The sequence below is a fragment of the Amycolatopsis deserti genome, assembly GCF_014653945.1.
Lineage (GTDB): Bacteria > Actinomycetota > Actinomycetes > Mycobacteriales > Pseudonocardiaceae > Amycolatopsis_E > Amycolatopsis_E deserti.
The window spans coordinates 597,596-617,543 of sequence record NZ_BNAU01000004.1 but is presented as its reverse complement, the minus strand read 5'-3'; the positions used below and the strand labels follow the sequence as shown (position 1 = coordinate 617,543).

General features: G+C 71.8%; 19 protein-coding genes and 1 pseudogene. 12 read left to right on the top strand and 8 right to left on the bottom strand.

What is annotated here, in order from left to right; all coding sequences use genetic code 11:
- Positions 1-83: 83 nt before the first annotated feature.
- Complete coding sequence (locus IE290_RS20935; protein ID WP_229874626.1) at positions 84-290, bottom strand: hypothetical protein; 207 nt, start codon at positions 288-290, stop codon at positions 84-86.
- A 176-nt stretch (positions 291-466) separates the two neighbouring features.
- Between IE290_RS20935 and IE290_RS20930 the strand changes: the two genes are divergently transcribed.
- The 3 genes from IE290_RS20930 (at position 467) to IE290_RS20920 (ending at position 3,092) form a co-directional block, all read left to right on the top strand.
- Entirely contained in the window at positions 467-889 is a 423-nt protein-coding gene (locus IE290_RS20930) for a DUF6194 family protein (protein ID WP_191246278.1), read from the top strand.
- 9 nt (positions 890-898) lie between these two features.
- Positions 899-1,837 (top strand): winged helix DNA-binding domain-containing protein, encoded by a 939-nt coding sequence (locus tag IE290_RS20925; RefSeq protein WP_191246277.1) that lies wholly within the window; start codon positions 899-901, stop codon positions 1,835-1,837.
- Between the two features lie 112 nt (positions 1,838-1,949).
- A complete protein-coding gene (locus IE290_RS20920; RefSeq protein WP_191246276.1) occupies positions 1,950-3,092 on the top strand; it encodes a Cmx/CmrA family chloramphenicol efflux MFS transporter in 1,143 nt (380 codons plus the stop codon).
- Here IE290_RS20920 and IE290_RS20915 read toward each other — a convergent pair.
- Positions 3,036-3,803 carry an NAD(P)H-dependent oxidoreductase gene (locus IE290_RS20915; RefSeq protein WP_191246275.1) on the bottom strand — a complete coding sequence of 256 codons (768 nt, stop codon included), beginning with the start codon at positions 3,801-3,803 and terminating at the stop codon, positions 3,036-3,038. The two genes, IE290_RS20920 and IE290_RS20915, sit on opposite strands and share 57 nt — an antisense overlap.
- Before the next feature lie 71 nt (positions 3,804-3,874).
- On the opposite strand from IE290_RS20915, the gene IE290_RS20910 reads away from it, so the two are divergent.
- Positions 3,875-4,906: a GlxA family transcriptional regulator gene (locus IE290_RS20910; protein WP_229874625.1), complete on the top strand. Its 1,032-nt coding sequence runs from the start codon at positions 3,875-3,877 to the stop codon at positions 4,904-4,906.
- On the opposite strand, the gene IE290_RS20905 is transcribed toward IE290_RS20910, so the two are convergent.
- Positions 4,864-7,596 carry a sensor domain-containing protein gene (locus IE290_RS20905; RefSeq protein WP_191246273.1) on the bottom strand — a complete coding sequence of 911 codons (2,733 nt, stop codon included), beginning with the start codon at positions 7,594-7,596 and terminating at the stop codon, positions 4,864-4,866. The two genes, IE290_RS20910 and IE290_RS20905, sit on opposite strands and share 43 nt — an antisense overlap.
- Before the next feature lie 193 nt (positions 7,597-7,789).
- Between IE290_RS20905 and IE290_RS20900 the strand changes: the two genes are divergently transcribed.
- The 3 genes from IE290_RS20900 to IE290_RS20890 all read left to right on the top strand — a co-directional run bounded on the left by IE290_RS20900 (position 7,790) and on the right by IE290_RS20890 (position 10,954).
- Complete coding sequence (locus tag IE290_RS20900) at positions 7,790-8,950, top strand: beta-ketoacyl synthase N-terminal-like domain-containing protein (RefSeq protein ID WP_191246272.1); 1,161 nt, start codon at positions 7,790-7,792, stop codon at positions 8,948-8,950.
- Between the two features lie 93 nt (positions 8,951-9,043).
- The gene (locus IE290_RS20895; RefSeq protein WP_191246271.1) at positions 9,044-10,168 is read left to right on the top strand and encodes a 5-methyltetrahydropteroyltriglutamate--homocysteine S-methyltransferase; all 1,125 of its coding nucleotides are present in this window, start codon (positions 9,044-9,046) and stop codon (positions 10,166-10,168) included.
- A 9-nt stretch (positions 10,169-10,177) separates the two neighbouring features.
- Positions 10,178-10,954 (top strand): IclR family transcriptional regulator, encoded by a 777-nt coding sequence (locus IE290_RS20890; protein ID WP_191246270.1) that lies wholly within the window; start codon positions 10,178-10,180, stop codon positions 10,952-10,954.
- Positions 10,955-11,179: 225 nt separating this feature from the next.
- Here IE290_RS20890 and IE290_RS20885 read toward each other — a convergent pair whose 3' ends face one another.
- Positions 11,180-11,671: an RrF2 family transcriptional regulator gene (locus IE290_RS20885; protein ID WP_191246269.1), complete on the bottom strand. Its 492-nt coding sequence runs from the start codon at positions 11,669-11,671 to the stop codon at positions 11,180-11,182.
- Between the two features lie 57 nt (positions 11,672-11,728).
- Between IE290_RS20885 and IE290_RS20880 the strand changes: the two genes are divergently transcribed.
- On the top strand, positions 11,729-12,475 hold the full coding sequence (locus tag IE290_RS20880; protein ID WP_191246268.1) for an SDR family oxidoreductase: 747 nt from the start codon (positions 11,729-11,731) through the stop codon (positions 12,473-12,475).
- Positions 12,476-12,560: 85 nt separating this feature from the next.
- Positions 12,561-13,742 (top strand): 4-hydroxybenzoate 3-monooxygenase, encoded by a 1,182-nt coding sequence (gene pobA / locus IE290_RS20875; RefSeq protein ID WP_191246267.1) that lies wholly within the window; start codon positions 12,561-12,563, stop codon positions 13,740-13,742.
- Between the two features lie 117 nt (positions 13,743-13,859).
- Here the strand turns inward: pobA and IE290_RS20870 are convergent.
- Positions 13,860-14,210 (bottom strand): annotated as a pseudogene (locus IE290_RS20870) (amidase family protein); the annotation flags it as partial.
- A gap of 20 nt (positions 14,211-14,230) precedes the next feature.
- Here IE290_RS20870 and IE290_RS20865 point away from each other — a divergent pair.
- Complete coding sequence (locus IE290_RS20865; protein ID WP_191246266.1) at positions 14,231-14,947, top strand: Clp protease N-terminal domain-containing protein; 717 nt, start codon at positions 14,231-14,233, stop codon at positions 14,945-14,947.
- A gap of 33 nt (positions 14,948-14,980) precedes the next feature.
- Here IE290_RS20865 and gnd read toward each other — a convergent pair whose 3' ends face one another.
- Positions 14,981-16,420: an NADP-dependent phosphogluconate dehydrogenase gene (gene gnd / locus IE290_RS20860; protein WP_191246265.1), complete on the bottom strand. Its 1,440-nt coding sequence runs from the start codon at positions 16,418-16,420 to the stop codon at positions 14,981-14,983.
- Between the two features lie 218 nt (positions 16,421-16,638).
- Between gnd and IE290_RS20855 the strand changes: the two genes are divergently transcribed.
- Both IE290_RS20855 and IE290_RS20850 read left to right on the top strand, forming a co-directional pair.
- Positions 16,639-17,496, top strand: coding sequence for a helix-turn-helix domain-containing protein (locus tag IE290_RS20855; RefSeq protein ID WP_191246264.1), 858 nt, complete (start codon positions 16,639-16,641; stop codon positions 17,494-17,496).
- A gap of 34 nt (positions 17,497-17,530) precedes the next feature.
- Complete coding sequence (locus tag IE290_RS20850; protein ID WP_229874624.1) at positions 17,531-18,373, top strand: SAM-dependent methyltransferase; 843 nt, start codon at positions 17,531-17,533, stop codon at positions 18,371-18,373.
- Positions 18,374-18,379: 6 nt separating this feature from the next.
- Here the strand turns inward: IE290_RS20850 and IE290_RS20845 are convergent, their stop codons facing one another.
- Positions 18,380-19,195: an alpha/beta fold hydrolase gene (locus IE290_RS20845; protein ID WP_191246263.1), complete on the bottom strand. Its 816-nt coding sequence runs from the start codon at positions 19,193-19,195 to the stop codon at positions 18,380-18,382.
- Positions 19,196-19,206: 11 nt separating this feature from the next.
- Positions 19,207-19,944, bottom strand: coding sequence for an alpha/beta fold hydrolase (locus tag IE290_RS20840; RefSeq protein ID WP_191246262.1), 738 nt, complete (start codon positions 19,942-19,944; stop codon positions 19,207-19,209).
- Positions 19,945-19,948 lie beyond the last annotated feature (4 nt).

The following is a 19,948-nucleotide window of genomic DNA, read 5'->3' as shown; positions in this document are numbered from 1 at the left end:
CGATACAGATCGGGGCGGTTTTTTCACGTCTTGGGCCGGTTGGAGGTCTCGGCTGCCGGCCGGCTCGCAGGCTGCCCGGGCGGTCATCGTCCGTGGGGGTGCGCCGAGGGGTGCTGGCGGCTGAGTTGGTCGATCCGCTGGATGCGGCCGTCCGCGGCGAGTTGGCCGAACGTGTGGATCTCCGCCTCCATCCGCTGCCGGTCGATCTCGATGCCGTCGTTGCAGTAGACGAAGTCGGGCACGAAGTACCGGTCGAGGATCGCGCCCGGATCCTCCGGCGACAAGGCCATGTCGCGGGTGTAGGTGACCAGGAACTCAGGGACGTCGCGCTCGGAAGCTATCCCATAGGGGTACATCGTACGCCTACCGCGGCTTGGTCAGGAAGTCGCGACGAGGGAGGCCTGATTCTGTGATCCTCATCACTTGCACCGCACATTGATCGTCCGTATTGTGCTTCCTTGGCGCAGTGGATATCGAGCACATTCGACAGGAACTGGCCACCTTCGACAGCACCCGGATCGCCGAGGCGAACGGGGACCTCTTCGCCATCTACGACCCTCGCGGGGACCTTCCGCCGCAGCGTCAGATGCCGTGGGCGACCATCGTCACCTCGGACACCGAGTTCGACAACACCTCGAACCTCGACCGGCCCGGTGTCTTCCGTCTCAACATCGGCCTCACCCGGGACCGCTTCGCCGAAGTCGTGCCGCCGGGGGACTACGACGTCACCGCCCTGGACGTCCTCTTCCCGCACCCCGTGTACGGCGGGCAGCACTGGGTCTGCGTCATCAACCCGGACGAGACGTGGCCGCAAGCCCGGAAACTCCTCGACGAGGCCTACGCGTTCGCCGTGCGGAAGTTCGACAACGCCGAACGACGACGCCGGTAGCCTGCCGGGATGGACGTACGGCGCCGCCGGGTCGCGGCCCAGCTCCTGGACCGCCCGGCCAACCTGGGGCTCGTCGACGCCGTACGTCACCTCCTCGCCGTGCAGGCGCAGGAACCGACCGCCTTCCCGCTGGCGCTGCGCGCGCGGGTCCCCGGCCTGACCGCCGCCGAACTGGACAACGCCCGCCACGACCGGTCGATCGTCCGCTGCTGGGGTCCGCGCGGCACGCTGCACCTCATCGCCCGCGACGACCTGCCCTGGCTGTACCCGCTGGTCAAGCCGAACCCCGCGAACTCCCTGCGCCGCCTCGCGGAACTGGGCGTCAGCAACCCCGACGGCTCAAAAGCAGCGAAGGCCCTCGACGGCCAGGGGCCGCTCACCAAAGCCGAACTCGGCGAGCGAACCGGCACCGAGGGACAGGCGACCGTCCACCTGGCGATGCTCGCCGCCGCGCACGGGCTCGTCGTGCTCGGACCGGAACGCCGGGGCAAGCCCACCTACGTCCACGCCGGCGACTGGCTCGGCGCACCCCTGCCGACCGAACCCGAGGACACCGCCCTCGACCGGCTCGTCGCCCGCTACCGGGCCGCGCACGAACCGGCCGAGCCCGCCGACCTCGCCGCCTGGTCCGGAATCCCCGTCAGCCGCGTCAAACCCGCCTGGCGACCGACCACAGTGGACATCAAGGAAGCCGGCTCCACCGTCCGCCTGATCCCGGCCTTCGACGAGTACCTCCTCGGCTGGCGCACCCGGGACCACGCGGTCGCCCCCGAACACCGCAAGCTCGTCCACCCCGGCGGCGGCATCATCCGGGCGGCGGTGCTCGTCGACGGCCGCGTCGCGGGCACCTGGACCCGCACCGGGAACAGCGTCGAGGTCCAGCCCTTCGAAGAACTGCCCGATCTCACCGCGGAACTCGAAGACCTGCGCCGGTTCGGCGGAAAATGAGTCGATCACCGCGGCGGCGCCCGGTACTCTACGCAGCGTGAACAGCCCCGAGTCGGACAGAGGCCAGCGGATCACCCGCTGACCCCTGTTTCTCCGACTCGGGAGCTTTGTCATGCCCTTTGCCGTCTACCTGCTCGGGCTCGCCGTCTTCGCCCAGAGCACCTCGGAATTCATGCTGTCCGGCCTGGTCCCGGACATCGCGACCGATCTGCACGTCTCGATCGCCGACGCCGGCTACCTGACCTCGGCGTTCGCGGTCGGGATGATCGTCGGCGCGCCGCTGCTCGCCATCCTCGCCGGGCGCTGGCCGCAATGTCGGGCGGTCACCGCGTTCCTCGTCGTGTTCGCCGCCGCGCACGTCCTCGGTGCGCTCACCGACAGCTACGCCGTCCTGCTCGTCACGCGGATCCTCGCGGCACTGGCCAACGCCGGGTTCTGGGCGCTGGCCACCACGGTCGCCGTCGCGCTGGTCGCGTCGGACGCCAAGGGCCGCGCGATGTCCGTGGTGATGGGCGGGGTGACGCTGGCCTGCGTCGCCGGCGTTCCCGGCGGCGCGGTGCTCGGCCAGGCGTGGGGCTGGCGCTCCGCGTTCTGGGCCGTGGCCGCGCTCGCGGTGGCCGCGACCGTCGCCGTGGTGCGCACCATCCCGGTGTCCAAACCGGACACCGAGGCGACCGCCGTCCGGCCGCTCCTGCGTCGTCGCCTGCTGCTCACCTACGCCACCAACGCCCTCGTCCAAGGCGCGACGTTCTGCACGTTCACCTACCTCGCGCCGCTGGTCACCGAGGTGGCCGGGTTGTCCGAGGCGTGGGTGCCGGCCACGCTCGTGCTGTTCGGCGTCGGCGCGTGCGCCGGGATCGTGTTCGGCGGGCGCGTCGCCGACGCCCGGCCCCGCACCGTCCTGCTGACCGGGACGACTGCGCTGACCGTCGGCTGGATCGCGATCGCGCTGAGCGCGTCCAGCCCGGTCGTCACGCTCGTTCTCGTGTTCGTGCAAGGGATGCTGGCCTTCGGACTCGCGCCGGCGCTCACCGCGCGCGTGTTCTACCAGGCCCCGGGCAACGCGCTGGCCGGCGGCTTCACCACGGCCGCGTTCAACGTCGGCAACACGCTCGGCCCCGCGCTGGGCGGGCTCGCGCTCGACGCGGGCCTCGGGTTCCGGTCGCCGGTCGTGGTCAGCGCGCTGCTCATGGTGGTGTCAGTCGCGCAGGTGTACGGCCAGGTCCGACCGGCCCGGCGCGAGATCGGCGCGTAGCACCAGGTTCTCGTCGTACTCGCCGCGGTTCTGGTAGCGGAACGGGATCGGCTCCGCCGTCTCCAGCGTGCGGAGCCGGTCCCGCAGTCCCTCGACCGCCGCGGCGTACCCGGCCTCGTCCAGGCGGTCGGCGCCCAGCACGGCGAACGGGGGCAGCGGCGCGATGCCGGTGTACCAGAAGGTGCCGTGGTGCACGGGGAACAGCAGGTCGTTCAGTTCACCGTGGACACCGCGCGGCCCGATGCTGGACGGCCGCGCGCCGATCGTCGTCACCACCATCGCCCGCTTGCCGGTGAGCTTGCCGTCGCCGTAACGCAGCACCGTGCCGTCCGGCGCGGCGATCCCGTAGCCGAGGCCCTTCACGAAGACCCGGTCGAACCAGCCCTTGAGGATCGCCGGCAACCCGTACCACCACATCGGGAACTGCACGACGATCGCGTCCGCCCAGGCGAGCTTCTCCTGCTCGGCCTGGATGTCCGCGGGCAGGCGGCCGGACTCGTACGCCTCGTGCGACGCCGACGCGACCAGCATCCGCTCACGCGGGTCGTGGGCGAAGTCGTCGTAGTCGACCACCGGGTTCCACTTCATCGCGTACAGGTCCGACACGCGGTAGGAGTGGCCGAACTCCTCCAGCGCCTTCAGGCCCTCGTCGCGCAGGGCGGCGTTGAGCGAGCGTCCCTCGGGGTGAGCGAAGATCCACAACACGTTCATGACCTCCAGGCTCCGCCCGGATGGACGCGCCGACGAGTGGCCCGATGGTCAGCATGTGTCAGGATCGGGCCATGACGGTTTTCGCGAACGACGGTCGGCACCGGGTCGCCGTGCTGGTCCGCGACGGTCTGCTGCCGATCGAGCTGGGGATCGTGCACCGCCTGTTCGGGCAGGCCAGGGCCGACGGCGAGCTGCTGTACGAGGTGCGCACCTGCACCCTCCACCCCGGCGTGCTGCGCACCGACACCGACTTCACGGTCAACGTCGAGCACGGCCTGGACGCCCTCGCCGAGGCCGACACGATCGTCGTCTCCTCCTCGGACAACGACTACGGCCCGCAGCCCGGCGGCCCGCTGCAGGGCCCGCTCGCCGACGCGTTCGCCGCCATCGCGCCGGGCACCCGCATCGCCTCGATCTGCAGCGGCGCCTTCGTGCTCGCCGCCGCCGGGCTGCTCGACGGCCGCCCGGCCACCACGCACTGGCAGTCCGCCGACGACCTGCGCACGCTGTACCCGCGCGTGCAGGTCGACCCGAACGTCCTCTACACCGAATCCGGCAACATCCTGACCTCGGCCGGTGTCGCGTCCGGCATCGACCTGTGCCTGCACATGATCCGCCGCGACCACGGCGCCGCGGTCGCCAACGAGGTCGCGCGCGGCACGATTGTCGCGCCGCACCGCGAGGGCGGCCAGGCCCAGTACATCCCCCGGCCGGTGCCGCAGCCGACGGTGTCCTCGACCGGCAAGGCCCGGGCGTGGGCGCTGGAGAACCTGCACCGGCCGCTGACGCTGCGCCAGCTCGCCGCGCGCGAGTCGATGAGCGTGCGCACCTTCACCCGCCGCTTCCGCGAGGAGGTCGGCCTCTCGCCAGGGCAGTGGCTCACCCAGCAGCGCGTCGAACGCGCCCGCCAGCTGCTCGAGGAAACCGACCTGCCGATCGACCGGGTCGCCGAGGACGCCGGGTTCGGCAGCGCCGGATCGCTGCGCCAGCACCTGCAGGCCGCGCTCGGCGTCTCACCGAGCGGCTACCGCTACACCTTCCGCGGCACCCGGGCCGAGGATCAGGACCACAGCTCCGCGGCAGGCAGCGGCCTGCCCAGGTAGTAGCCCTGCGCCTGGTCGCAGCCGAGCCGCTTGAGGATCTCCAGCTGCTTCGCGTTCTCCACGCCCTCGGCGACGACGGTCAGGTGCACCGCGTGGGCCATCGCGATGATGCTGGTGACGATCACCTCGGCGTCGCCGGACTCGCCCAGCCCGGTGATGAAGGACCGGTCGATCTTCAACGTGTCCAGCGTCAGCCGCTGCAGCTGCGCCAGCGACGAGTACCCGGTGCCGAAGTCGTCGATCGCCAGGCACACGCCGAGGTCCCGCAGGGCGGCGAGCGTCTTGCTGGTGACCGTCGAATCCCGCATCAACGCGCTCTCGGTGATCTCCAGGCACAGCGCCTCCGCGGGCAGCCCGGTCACCGCCAGCGCCTCCTCGACGGCCAGGACCAGCGCCGGGTCGTCCAGCTGGCGGGTGGACAGGTTGATCTTCAGCCCGACCCGGGCGCCCTCCGCGCGCCGCCCGGCGACCTCGCGCGTGGTCTCCCGCAGCATGTGCGAGCCGAGCAGGTTGATCAGATCGCTCTCCTCGGCCAGCGGGATGAACTCCGCCGGTGAGATCGGCCCGTGCACCGGGTGCGTCCAGCGCAGCAGGCCCTCGACCGCGACCATCTCGTCCGTGCGCAGGTCGACCACCGGCTGGTAGGCGGCCCACAGCCGGCCGTGCCGGACGGCGTCGCGCAGGTCCTGCTCCAGCCGCAGCCGCCGCTGCATCCGCATCCGCAGCTCGACGTCGAAGAACTCGTAGCGGCCGCGGCCGAGCGTCTTCGCGTGGTACATCGCCACGTCCGCATCGCGCAGCAGCTCGTCGGCGTCGCGCTGATCGCCGGGGCCGGTCAGCACGATCCCGATGCTCGCGTCGACGTGCAGGCGGCGGCCGTCGACCGAGATCGGCGTGGTCACCGCGTCCCGGATGTGGTTGGTCAGCGCCCGCACGCCGGACTCGTCGTGCACGCCGAACGCGATCACCACGAACTCGTCACCGCCGAGGCGGCCCACCACGTCCCCGGCGCGCACCGCGTGCCGCAGCCGCTCACCGGCGATCTGCAGCACCCGGTCGCCGACCGTGTGGCCCAGCGAGTCGTTGATGACCTTGAACTTGTCCAGGTCGATGAACAGCACCGCGGTGGCGCCGTAGCCCTCCTCGTGCAGGGCCGCGTTGAGCCGCTGCAGCACGAGCGTGCGGTTGGCCAGGCCGGTCAGCGGGTCGTGGGTGGCGTCGTGCGCGAGCCGCTCGCCGATCGCCTTGCGCTCGGTGATGTCGGTGAACGACAGCACGAACGCCGACGACGGCATGTCCTCCGGGTTCATCGCCCGGCACGACACCGACAGCCACACGATCCGGCCGTCGGCGCGCTTGGCGCGCATCACCCGGCCCTGCTGCGGCTCACCGCCCCGGCGCAGCTGCGCCGACGGGTACTCCGACGGGTCGAGCCGCCGCCCGTCCTCGTCGTAGAGCGGCCAGTTGTCCGGCGGCGCGCCGATCAGCTCCGCCTCGGTGGCGCCGAGGATGAGCTCGGCCGCCGGGTTCGCCGACATGACCCGTCCGTTCGGGCCGATCACCAGCACACCCTCGTCGAGCGCCGCGACGACCGTGCTGAACTGGCGTTCCGCGCGGCGGCGGGCGGTCTCGTCCGCGCACACCAGCACGTAGCCGTCGTCCATTTCGGCCGCCGACACCCGCACCGCGAGCGCCGACCCGTCCGCGGCGCGGTGGGTGGCCTGCGCGACGCCGCCGTGGGCGAGCACGTCACCCGGGTCGAGCGGCGCCCCGACCAGCCGTCCGACGTCCTGGCCCAGCGCGTCCGCGGCGCGCCAGCCGTAGATCGTCTCGGCGGCCGGATTCCAGCTGGTCACCCGGCCCCGCGCGTCCGTGGCGATGATCGCGTCGCTGACGTGCTGCACGAGCGCGGCCTGGTAGCGCAGCGCGGCCTCGGCGGCCTTCTGCGCGCTGATGTCACGCATGATCACCTGGAAGGCCGGCTTGCCCTCCCAGGTGGTGCGCACCGACACCGACTCGACGGTGACCTGGCCGCCGTCCAGCCTGGTCAGCACCGCCTCCGCCGGCTCGGACGTGGCGCCCGGCTCGTTCAGCCCGGCGATCCGGCGCAGCATCGACGGCACCGACGGCGGATCGACGAAGTCGGTGATCGGGCGCCCGAGCACCTCGGAGACGGACTTGGCGCCGACGAACCCGAGACCGGCCGGGTTGGCGTAGGTCAGCACGCCGTACTGGTGCACCACGATCCCGTCCGGGCTCAGCTCGACCAGCAGCCGGTAGCGGTCGGCGAGGTCGGCCAGCTCGCGGCGGTCCTCGTGCCGGTCGGTCACGTCCGTGGCGATGCCGAGCAGCCCGCCCTCGAACGTGCGGGCGTGGAAGCGGAGCCAGCGCGCGTCGCCTGCCGGGGTCCGGTAGGGCTGCTCCAGCTCCAGGTCGTGCCAGACCGGCGCGGTGCGCGCGGCCACGACCAGCGGCTCGACCAGCTCGGACAGCGTCTTGCGGACGTCGGCCTCGGGGGCCCCGGGCAGGGCGAGCAGCCGGTCCAGACCGGAGCGCCAGGCCAGGACGTCGCCTTCGAACGCGAACGACCAGATCACCGCGCGGTCGGTGGACAACGCCAGGTCGATCAGCTGTTCGTGATCGACGGACAGGCCAGGGACGCCTTCCCCGTGGTTGGCGTTTGGCTCCATCTTCCGTCCGATCCGCCGAGCATCTTCTGCTGTTCGATTACACCATTCGGCCGGTTTCCCGTAGTCCGTCCGCACCAATCTCCGGTGGCGGACTTCGCTCGGTTATGCCCTTCCGGCCAGCCGACGTTGGCTTGGAACGAGTCCGTCCCTCGGGACGGATCGTAGAGGCAATGACGAAGGAGGGGCGAGTGCGATGGACTCGCGGGAAATGGCAATCTGCGGCATCGGGGCGGTCACCGGCTACGGCTGGGGCCGGGAACACCTGTGGGACGGGCTGACTTCCGGCAAGCCTGCGGCCGGGCTGGAAGCCGGCTACGGGGCCCAGCCGGAGGAGCCCGGCTGGGTCGCGAAGGTGGCCGACGGCGGCAACCCGGTGGACGGGCCGAGCCGGTTCGCGCGGGCGATGCGGGCCGCGGCCCGGGAAGCGATAGCCGATGCGGGGGAGCGCGGCTGGCAGCCCGGGAAGCGGGTCGGGCTGCTGCATGCGGTGGTGCTCGGCGAGGTGGACCTCTGGCGGGAGTTCTACCTCGATCGCGGAGGTGACGTGCGGCCCAGGGAGTACCTGGGCCTGATGCCGTCGACGCCGATGTCGACGTTCATGCAGGAGTACGGGTTCCACGGGCCGGCGATGAACGTGTCGGCGATGTGCGCCTCCGGCAACGCCGGGCTGCTCACCGCGAAGGCGTGGCTGGACGCGGGGATCGTCGACGACGTCGTGTTCGTGGCCACCGACGTGTCGGCGACGCAGGAGAACGTGCGGCACTTCGTGCGGCTCGGCGTGGCCGTCACCGACACCGAACCGCTCGAGGCGTGCCGTCCCTTCCAGGAGGGCAGCCGCGGGTTCCTCGTGGGTGAGGCGGCGGTGGCGTTCGTGCTGTCCCGCAACGCGACTCGTCCCTACGCGATGGCCCTGGGCGGCGCGATGTCGCACGACGGGTACCACGTGACCTCGGTCGACCCGGACCTGCGGCAGGTCCGCGGCTGCTTCCGGGACGCGCTGGCCAACGCCGGGGTGCCCGCGGCGGCGGTGCGCTACCTCAACGCGCACGGGCCGGGGACCAAGCAGTGCGACACGGCCGAGGCGACGATCCTGGAGCAGGAGTTCGGGGCCGCGACCGGGGTGTACTCGGTCAAGCCGCTGGTCGGGCACTGCCAGGGCGCGGCCTCGGCGGTCGAGGTGTCGGTCGCCGCGCTCGGCTACGACCGCGGGTACATCCCGGCGCCGCCCGCGGTGGCGCCCGGGCACCCGCAGCTGCTCACCGGCCGGGTGCCGGTCGGTGACGGGCTGACCGTCAAGTCGTCGCTCGGCATGGGCGGCCACAACTCGGTCGTCGTGCTCGGCCCGCCGGCCTGATCCGCGAGACCTTCCGTCCCGCGGTTGCCGAGGCGGTCGCCGCGGGACGGAAGGCGGGTTGTGCGCGGTGGTGCGGTGGCCGAAGATCGGGGCATGACTGTGCGCACGACACCGCCGTTCCGCGCCGATCACGTGGGCAGCCTGCTGCGGCCCGACGAACTGCACCGGGCCCGCGAGGACTTCGCGCGGGGCGCCATCAGCGCCGAGGACCTGAAGGCCGTGGAGGACAGCGCGATCCGCGACGTCGTCGCGATGCAGCGCGAGGTCGGGCTGCGCTCGGCCACCGACGGCGAGTTCCGCCGCGCCTCCTGGCACATGGACTTCATCTACTCCCTCGACGGCATCTCCCGCAGCGAGGAGAAGCTGCACGTCAAGTTCCACAACGCGGCCGGGGACATCGAGTTCAGCCCGGCCGGCCTGAAGGTGGACGGCAAGGTCGGGTTGTCCGGCACGATCTTCGGCGACCACTTCGCGTTCCTGAAGTCCATTGTGGACCCGTCGCAGACGCCGAAGCAGACCATCCCGTCGCCCAGCATGATCTACTACCGGGGCGGCCGCCGCGCCGTCTCCGAGCGGGTCTACCCCGACCTCGAGGAGTTCTACAGCGACCTCGCCGCGGCCTACGCCAAGGAGATCGCCGGGATGGCCGAGCTGGGCTGCACCTACCTGCAGCTCGACGACACCAGCCTGGCCTACCTCAACGACCCGGCGCAGCGGCAGCTGGTGGCCGAGATGGGCGGCGACCCGGACAAGCAGCACGTGCGCAACATCAAGACGATGAACGCCGCGCTGGCCGGCCGCCCCGCGGGGCTGACCGTGACGACCCACCTGTGCCGCGGCAACTTCCGCTCGTCGTGGGTGGCCTCCGGCGGGTACGACTTCGTCGCCGACGCGTTGTTCAACGAGCTGGAGGTGGACGGCTACTTCCTGGAGTTCGACGACGAGCGCTCCGGCGGGTTCGAGCCGCTGCGGTTCGTGCCGAAGGGCAAGTACGTCGTGCTCGGGCTGGTCACGACCAAGCGCGGGGAGCTGGAGCCGGTCGATTCGCTGCGGCGGCGCATCGACGAGGCGGCGCGGTACGTCGATCTCGACCAGCTGTGCCTGTCCGGGCAGTGCGGGTTCTCCTCCACCGAGGAGGGCAACGACCTCACGCAGGACGAGCAGAAGGCGAAGCTGGAGCGGATCGTCGAGACCGCCGAGCTGGTGTGGGGCCGTTAGCCTGAGCTGATGCGGCACACATCGGCGCAGGCACCCTCGGTCGTCGACCGCGTGCTGGACGTGCTGGCCGCGTTCACCCCGGAGCGCCCGGCGATGACGTTGTCCGAGCTGAGCCGCCGCACCGGGCTGCCGCTGTCGACGACGCACCGGATCGTCGGCGAGCTGGCGCGGCGCGGGGCGCTGGAACGGCAGGACGACGGGCAGTACCGGGTCGGGTTGTGGCTGTGGGAGGTCGCGTCGCTGTCGCCGCGCGGGCTGGTGCTGCGGGACGCGGCCATGCCGTTCCTGGAGGACCTGTACGAGGCGACGCACGAGAACGTGCAGCTCGCGGTGCTGGACGTGCCGGACGTGGTGTACGTGGAGCGGATCTCCGGGCGGAACGCGGTGAGCATCGTGTCCCGGCCCGGCGGACGGCTGGCCGCGCACGCGACCGGGGTCGGGCTGGTGCTGCTGGCGCACGCGCCGGCCGAGGTGCAGGAGCAGGTGCTGGCCGCGCCGCTGCGCCGGTACACGCCGAAGACGATCACCTCGGCGGACGAGCTGCGCCGTGTGCTGGCCGACGTGCGCCGCGACGGGTACGTGATCAGCGACCGGCAGGTGGAGATGGTGTCCCTGTCGGTGGCGGCGCCGGTCCACGGCGCCGACGATGGGGTGGTGGCGGCGATTTCGATCGTGATCCCGGCCGCGGGGCCGGACCCGCGCTCGATGGTGCCCGCGGTGCGAGCCGCGGCGCGGGGGATTTCGCGGACGCTGGGCGCGCCTCGGGCATTGCGGCAGCCGAGTTGAGATGGGGGCGCTTGGCGGGGTGGCCGTGGCCGGCTGCGCCCGCCTCGCGGGCCGCGTGATTGGCGCCGGGTGTGCCCGGTGACGGCGGTGCCCGTCTGGCGGGCTGCCCACGCTGGGCGCTGTGGCGGCCGCGTTGAGTCGGAGGGCCGGGGCCGCTCGCCGCGGCGAGCACCAGCGCTGCGCGGGCCGGCTGCGCCGGGGTTGCCCTCGCGGCTGCGTTGGGGCTCAGCTCGATCGGCGCGCGGGGCTGGTCTCGTTCAGCAGACGCCGGGTCCGTTGCGGTGCCCACTCCGGCAGCTCGGCGAGGACATCGCCCAGGGACTCGGTTCTCAGGCGCTCCCGCCAGGCCTCGTGGGCGCTCGCCATCTTCGCCGCCAGCAGGCACGTCTCGCGGCACTCCTCGGGTGGTAGGGCGCCCCGGCCCTGCTGCCGGATCTCCCGGCACTCGTACGGCGCGGACGCCCCGTCGACCGCCTCGACGATCTCCAGCAGCGTGATCTCCGCCGCGGGCCGGGCCAGCCGGAAGCCGCCGCGGGGGCCCGTCGTGGCGGTCAGCACCCCGGCCCGGACCAGCGCCTTCAGCTGCTTCGCGAGGTAGGGCGCCGGCAGGTCGAAGTACTCCGCGAGCTGCGCCGTCGAGGCCGTCCCGCCCGGCTCCAGCTGCGCCAGCGTCGTCGCGCAGTGCAGCACCCACTCCGTGCTCGATGGCAGCTTCACACGGACCAGTGTATCTGCGATATTATGGACCTATTAAGTCCATAAAAGGAGGAGAACATGCGCATCGCAGTCCTCGGGGCCACCGGCAACATCGGGCAACGCACCGTCGCCGCCCTCGAGCGGGACGGGCACGAGGTCGTGCGGATCAGCCGTTCGCTCGGCGTGGACCTCGCCACCGGCGCGGGCCTGGAGGAGGCGCTGACCGGGGTGGACGCGGTCGTCGACGCCTTGAGCGCCCCGCCGATGGACAGAGACGAAACCGTCGCCTACTTCGGCGGCACCACGCGGAACCTGCTGGCCGCGGAGGAGCGCGCCGGGGTGCGGCACCACGTCCTGCTGTCGATCCTCGGCGTCGACCGCGTCGAGGGCAACGCGCACTACGCGGGCAAGCGCGAGCAGGAACGACTCGTCGCCGGCGGGCCGGTGCCGTGGTCGATCGTCCGCGCCGCGCAGTTCCACGACTTCGCCGGGATGGTCGCCGGCTGGGGCGAGCAGGACGGCGTCGTGTCCATCGCGCCGTTACTCGTCCAACCGGTCGCGCCGGACGACGTGGCCGACGTGCTCGCCGAGATCGCCACCGGGGAACCGCTGCGCGACCGCCTCGACCTCGCCGGCCCGGAGCCGCAGGACCTGGTCGACATGGCGCGCCGCACCTACGAGGCGCGCGGACGGTCGGCGAAGTTCGCGCCGACCTGGTCCGGGTTGTTCGGCCCGGACATGGCCGGCGAGGTGATGCTGCCCGGCGACGGCGCCCGGCTCGCACCCACCACGTTCGACGACTGGCTCGCCGGGCAGCGGGGATGAGCTTCCACTGAATGGAAGCAGTGCTGGCCTCGGGCCCGGCCCGACCGCATCCTGGGTGCCGGAACAGCGAAGGTTGGAGGTCGCAGTGACGCGCACACAGGTCGGGATCATCGGCGCCGGGCCGGCAGGTCTGCTGTTGTCGTACCTGCTGCACGCCGAGGGTGTCGACGCCGTGGTCCTCGAGACGCGCAGCCGCGCCTACGTGGAGAAGCGGGTGCGCGCCGGGGTCTGCGAGCACCCGACGGTCGAGCTGCTGCGGGAGATCGGCGTCGGCGCGCGGCTGGACGCCCAAGGCCTGCCGCACCACGGGTTCTCGCTGCGGTTCGACGGCCAGGACCACCGCATCGCGCTCACCGAGCTGACCGGCAAGTCGATCACCGTGTACGGGCAGCAGGAGATCGTCAAGGACCTGATCGCCGCGCACGAGGCCAAGGGCTACCCGATCCACTTCGAGGTCACCGACGTCGAACTGCACGACGTGGACACCGAAAACCCGCGTGTCACCTACCGCGACGCCGACGGGGAGGCGCGCACCCTGGAGTGCGACGTGATCGCGGGCTGCGACGGCTTCCACGGCGTCAGCCGCCCGACGATCCCCGCGGACCGGATCAAAACCTTCGACCGCGAGTACCCGTTCGCGTGGCTCGGTGTGCTGGCGCAGACCCCGCCCTCGCACGAGGAGCTGATCTACACCCACCACGAGCGCGGGTTCGCCCTGCACAGCATGCGCTCGCCGGAGATCACGCGGCTCTACCTCCAGGTGCCCAGCGACGAGAAGATCGAGAACTGGTCCGACGACCGCATCTGGTCCGAACTGGACGTCCGGCTCACCACGAACGCGCACGATTTCGTGCTGCGCGAGGGGCCGATCCTGGACAAGGGCATCACGCCGATGCGCAGCTTCGTGACCGAACCCATGCAGTACGGCCGCCTGTTCCTCGCCGGCGACGCCGCGCACATCGTCCCGCCGACCGGTGCCAAGGGCATGAACCTGGCGGTCGCGGACGTCCGCGTGCTGTCCCGCGCCCTGGTGGAGTTGTTGCAGCACAAGCGAAGCGAGCTGGCGGAGTCCTATTCGGACACCTGTCTGCGGCGCGTGTGGCGGGCCGAGCACTTCTCCTGGTACATGACCTCGATGCTGCACGTGGACCCCGCGGCGGACGACTTCACCCGGCGGCTGCAGCTGTCGCAGCTGCGGTACACGGCGACGTCCCGCGCCGCGGCGACGAGCATCGCGGAGAACTACGTGGGGCTGCCGTTCGCCTGAAGCGCGGGGCCGCGGAGGCGCACGGGGCTGACGGCTTCGAGTTGGACCCCGACGGACCGTCGCGGTCACCTCGGCGTCCACCGGGCCGAACGCGGGCTCGCTCGCCCAGCTCACGCGGATCCCGCTCGGCTCCGGCGGGTCGTTCTGCGACGGGCTGTACTGGACATGGCCGTCCACGCCGTCCGGCCCGGCGAGGATCCACAACGCGGCGGCGATGTCGCGCACGCTGCGCGCCATCGGCCCGACGTGCCAGCGGCGGCCGGGCGCGTCGGGCCAGTGCCCGGTGATCGGGATCCGGCCGCGGGTGGCCTTCAGTGCGACGATCCCGGTGTCGTGAACCGGGCCGCGCACCGAGATCGCCACGTCGCTGCCCAGCCCCAGTGGTGACATGCAGGCGGCGATCGCGGCTGATTCCCCGCCGCTGGACCCGCTGCCCTTATCGTCAACCCAGGGTTGACGCTGCCGCATCGTCAACCTACAGTTGACGCATGACCAGTTCAGTTCGCCTCGACGACTTGATCGAGGCCATCAAGCGGCAGCACCCGGACTCCGATCCCCTCCAGCAGCTCTCCGACGCGGTCATGCTCGGCGAGCACCTCGGCGACGTCGCTGACCACCTGATCGGCCACTTCGTCGACCAGGCGCGGCGAAGTGGCGCGTCGTGGACGGAGATCGGCGCCAGCATGGGCGTTTCGAAGCAGGCGGCGCAGAAACGGTTCGTCCCCAAGGAATCCCCGGGCGCCGGCATGGAGGCCTTCAGCCGGTTCACCGAACGCGCGCGCCGCGCGATCGTCAACGCCGAGAAGGTGGCGCGGGGCGCGGGCAACGAGCAGATCGACACCGGCCACATCCTGATCGGCGTGATCGGCGAGCGGGACGGCCTGGCGGCGAAGGCGGTGGAAAACCTCGGCGTGACACCGGAAACGGTGGGCGACCGGGTCACCGCGACCCTCCCGCCGCCGGTGGACGACGAACTGCCCGCGCACATCCCGTTCAGCGGCGCCGCCCGCAAGATCATCCAGCTGACCGTGCGGGAGGCGTTGCGGCTGGGGCACAACTACGTCGGCACCGAGCACATCCTGCTCGCCCTGCTCGACCTGGCCGAGGGGCCGGCCTACGACGTGCTCACCGAACTCGGCATCACGAAGGACGCCGTCGAGGGGCAGATCCGCGAGATGCTGCGGGGCATGTTCCCGGACGCGTGACGGGCGCCGCGCGGGCGCCCGTCACGCGTCCGGCTATGACTCGACCTCGGGGCGGCCGTTCTCGGCCCAGCGGGTGTGGAACGAGCCCTCCCGGTCGACCCGGCGGTAGGTGTGCGCGCCGAAGAAGTCGCGCTGCCCCTGCACCAGGGCGGCCGGGAGCCGCTCGGCGCGCAGGCCGTCGTAGTAGGCCAGCGCGGTTGAGAAGCCCGGCGTCGGGATGCCCAGCCGCACCGCGGTGGAGATCACCGAGCGCCACGCGTCCTGCGCGTCCTCCACGGCCTTGCGGAAGTCGCCCGCGGTGAGCAGCGTCGGCAGGCCCGGCTCGGCGGCGTAGGCGGCCCGGATGTCGTCCAGGAACTTCGCCCGGATGATGCAGCCGCCGCGCCAGATCGCCGCCAGCGCGCCGAGGTCGATGTCCCAGCCGTACTCCGCGCCACCGGCCTGGATCTGGTTGAAGCCCTGCGCGTAGGCGACGATCTTCGACGCGTACAGCGCGCGCTCGACGTCGTCGGCGAAGGTCTCCGCCGCCGCACCGGTCAGCGGGGCGCGCGACGGGCCGGGCAGGCCGCGGCTGGCCTTGCGCAGGTCCGCGCTGCCGGACAGGGACCGCGCGAACACCGCCTCCGCGATGCCGCTGATCGGCACGCCGAGGTCCAGGCCGATCTGCACGGTCCAGCGGCCGGTGCCCTTCTGCTCGGCCTGGTCGGTGACGATGTCGACGAACGGCCTGCCGGTCGCGGCGTCGGTGTGCGCCAGTACCTCGGCGGTGATCTCGATCAGGTACGAGTCGAGCCGCCCGGTGTTCCAGGTGCGGAACACCTCCGCGATCTGCGCCGGCTCATACCCGAGCGCGCCGCGCAGCAGGTCGAACGACTCCGCGATCAGCTGCATGTCGGAGTACTCGATGCCGTTGTGCACCATCTTCACGAAGTGCCCGGCGCCGTCCGGGCCGATGTGGGTGCAGCACGGGTCGCCGTCGACCTTGGCCGAGATGCTCTCGAACAGCGGCCCGAGCGACTCGTAGGACTCCTTCGACCCACCGGGCATGATGCTCGGCCCGTGCAGCGCGCCCTCCTCGCCGCCGGAGACGCCGGTGCCGACGAAGTGCAGCCCGCGCTCGCGCAGCGCCGCCTCGCGGCGCCGGGTGTCGGCGAAGTGCGCGTTGCCCGCGTCCACGATCACGTCGCCCTCTTCGAGCAGCGGCGCGAACTCCTCGATGACCGCGTCCGTAGGGGCGCCGGCCTTGACCATGATCACCAGCTTGCGCGGCCGCTCGAGCGCGTCCACGAACTCCTGCGCGGAGTAGGTGGGGATGAATTCGCCTTCGTCGCCGAACTGCTCCACCAGGTCGCGAGTGCGCTGTTCCGAGCGGTTGTGCAGGGCGACGGTGTGCCCGTGCCGCGCCAGGTTGCGCGCCAGGTTCCGGCCCATGACGGCCAGGCCCGTGACGCCGATGCTCGCCTTCTTGCTCATGCGCAGCCTTCCCTCTCGAAGCTCTCACCGCACCCTAGCGCGGCGCCCTGTTCCCGCAGGTGAACGCGTGAGTAACTAGCGTTGGATCACTTTTCCTGCCAAACTCCATCCGGTCACTGCCGCGTCACGGTGCGGCATGGAGTACGGTCGTGGGTTCCACTACCAGGGACGAAGCGGGACGAGGTGCCGTGGAGCGGGTGAGGGCGCGGAAATAGGCAATGGCGAGCACCGTTACTTCCCGTCGCAAGCAACTCGGCAATGAGCTCCGGCACGCGCGGCTGGCCGCGAAGATGACCCAGCAGCAGGTCGCCGAGGTCCTCGGCTGCACCCAGGGCAAGGTCAACAAGATCGAATCCGGCGCGGTGGGCGTCAAGCTCGGCGACGTGCGCACCATGCTGGAGGCGTTCGGCGTCAACGGTGACGAGTCGGAGGCGCTGATGAGCCTGGCACGCGCGGCGGCGGGTCAGCGGGGCGCGTGGTCGGGCTACCGGTCGGTGGTGCCGCACTGGTTCCGGACGTTCACCGACCTCGAGCCGGCCGCCGTGGAGATCATGACCTGGCACGGCGAGCGCATCCCCGGCCCGCTGCAGTCCGAGCACTACATGCTCAAGCAGTTCACCGAGTTCGGCGCGACGGACGTCACGTCGCTGGTGCGCAACCGGCTGGACCGCAAGGCCGTCTTCGACCAGCCGCAGCCGCCGTACTACCGGTTCATCATCAGCGAGGCCGCGCTGCACCGCGCGCCCGGCGGCCGGGCGCCCGCGGTGATGCTGGACCAGATCGAGCACCTGCTGGAGCTGGACCGGCGGCAGCGCGTGTACATCCACGTCCTGCCGTTCGGGGCCCGGCTGGCCGCGGTGCCCAACGACTTCACGATCATGCGCTTCCCCGACCGCACCCGGGACTTCGTCTACATCGAACACTCGGCGGGCGGGATCTACCTGGACGACCAGAAGGACTTCCAGCTGTTCGTCGACGCGTGGGACCGCCTGCGCGGCGCGGCGCTGGAACGGCAGGAGACGCGCGAGTTCCTGAAGAACATGGCCGATCAGTACCGGGTGGCGATGGGGGCCTAGGCTCCGGTCAAGATCAACTTGTCGGGGGTTGGGCGTGACCGAACCGGATCACGACGGTGTGGACCTGGACCGTCCCAACGCCGTCCGCATGTACGACTACTACCTGGGCGGCACCGGGAACTGGGCGATGGACCGCGCCCTCGGCGACCGTGTGCTGGCCGAGGTGCCGGTAGCGCCCCTGATCGGCCGCGCCAACCTGGAGTTCCTGGAACGCGTCGTGCGGTTCTGCGTGCGCAACGGGATCGACCAGTTCCTCGACGTCGGCTCCGGCGGGCCCGCCGTGGGCACGGTCCACCGGATCGCCGACTCGCTCGACCCGGCCAGCCGGTGCGTGTACGTGGACCGCGAGCAGGTCGCCGTCGCCCACGGGCAGTTGCTGCTGGAGCGCGAGGGCGACCCGGAGCGGCACGCGATCGTGCGCGCGGACCAGCGGGACCCAGACGCGGTGTGGCGGGCGGCGCTGGGCACCGGCGTGCTCGACCGGACGCGGCCGATCGCGTTGATCTTCTGCGCGGCGCTGCACTTCATCCCCAACGACGAGCCCGCGGACGAGATCGTGGCCGGCTACCGCAAGCGGCTGCCGGCCGGCTCGTACCTGGCGATCTCCCACGCGACGTACGACGACCTCGACGTGCCCGCGGACTACGCGGCGAGCATCCGCGCGGCGTTCGAGCTGTACGAGAGGTCCGGCACGCCCGCGTTCTCCCGCCGGTACGACGAGATCGCCTCCTTCTTCGGCGACTTCGAGATGGTGGAGCCGGGTGTGGTGTGGCTGCCGCAGTGGCGGCTGGACGAAGCGCCGTCCCCGGTGACGCAGAAGTTCGTGGCCAGGCCGTCGATATCCATCGGCTGGTGCGGGGTGGGCCGCAAGCCCTGACCGGTCTCAGGCGGCGTCGGCCGCGCTCAGCTGGTCGTCCAGGAACGCGGTGATCGTCCCGAAGAACTCGCCGGGGTTCTCGGCGTGCGCGCCGTGCCCGGCGTCCACCTCGGCGTAGCGGGCGCCCGCGATGCCCGCGACCAGGGCACGCTGCTGAGCTGGGGCGATGATGCGGTCGTGGGCGCTGGCGAGCACCAGCGTCGGTGCCGTGACGCGACCGAGCAGCGGGCGCAGGTCGACCGTGCGGTCCACTTCGGTCTGCCGGTCCGTGCCGGGCGCCAGCGTGGCGGCCAGTCCGGTGACCAGGGCTTCGCTCGCTTCGGCGGTGGTCTGCGCCCAGAACCGGGGGCCCAGCGCCGACAGGGCGATCGAGCGCGCGAACAGCGCGGGGTCGGTGCGCAGCAGGTGCAGCCACAACCGGAACTCGGCGTCCATGCGGGCGTCCGTGTGGGCCCACCCGGCGTGCAGCACCAGCGAGCGGACGAGAGCCGGGCGGGTGCCGGCGATGTGGGTGGCGACGGCGGCGCCCAGCGAGTGCCCGACGAGGTGGAAGCTCTCGAGTCCGGCGTGCCCGGCGGCCGCGGTCACCTCGGCCGCGAGGTCGGCGAGGGTCACCGGGCCGCCGTGGTCCCGGGTTCGGCCGGAGCCCGAGTAGTCCGGCACCACCACGGTGAACCGGTCGCGCAGCAGCTCGGTCAGCGGCTGCCACTGTTCGCCGGACGCGCCGGTGCCGTGCACCAGCACCACTCCTGGGCCGTGACCGGCGACGTCGTAGTGCACGGACGCTTCGCCGCCGGTGATCGGGACGGTGACGTGAGGCATGGGTCTTCCTTTCACAGCACCGCGCGCAGCGCGGCGTTGAACTCGGCGGGACGTTCCTGGTGCGGCATGTGACCGGCGCCGGCGATCACGACGACCTTCGAGCCGGGGGTGAGCGAGGCGCATTCCTCCGCGACGGGCAGCGGGATCTCGGTGTCCCGCTCGCCGTGCAGGAAGACGACGGGCACGCGTGCCGAAGGCAGCGCCGGACGCGGGTCGTAGGCCGCGGCCTCGGCGAAGTGGTCGTCGATGTAGACGCCGGAGTCGAGGATCTGGCGCACGGTCCAGTCGATCAGCGCGGGCGCGGTGCCCGGCGCGTACCAGTGGGGCACCCAGGAGGCGAGCGTGCCGGCCCGGTCCTCGCGCAGGCCCCGGCGCAGGTCGTCGATCGGCATCCCGGTCGACGGCCAGTGCAGCGGACCGTCGACCGACACCACCCGGGCGACCCGGCCGGGGTGGCGCAGGGCGAGTTCGAGCGCGAACGTCGCCCCGATCGAGGAGCCGACCAGCGTCGGTGACTCGACGCCGAGTTCGTCGAACAGGGCGAGGAGATCGGCGAGCACGGTGGCGGTGTCGTTGCCGTGGACGGGTTTCACCGACCGGCCGCAGCCCCGCCAGTCCACGGTGAGCACGCGGTGGTCGCGCACGAACTCCGGCAGCTGCGCGTGCCACACCCGGCCGCTCGTGCCCCAGCCGTGCAGGAACACCAGGGCCGGGCCGGTGCCCGCGTCTTCGTAGTACAGGTCGGTCATGGCA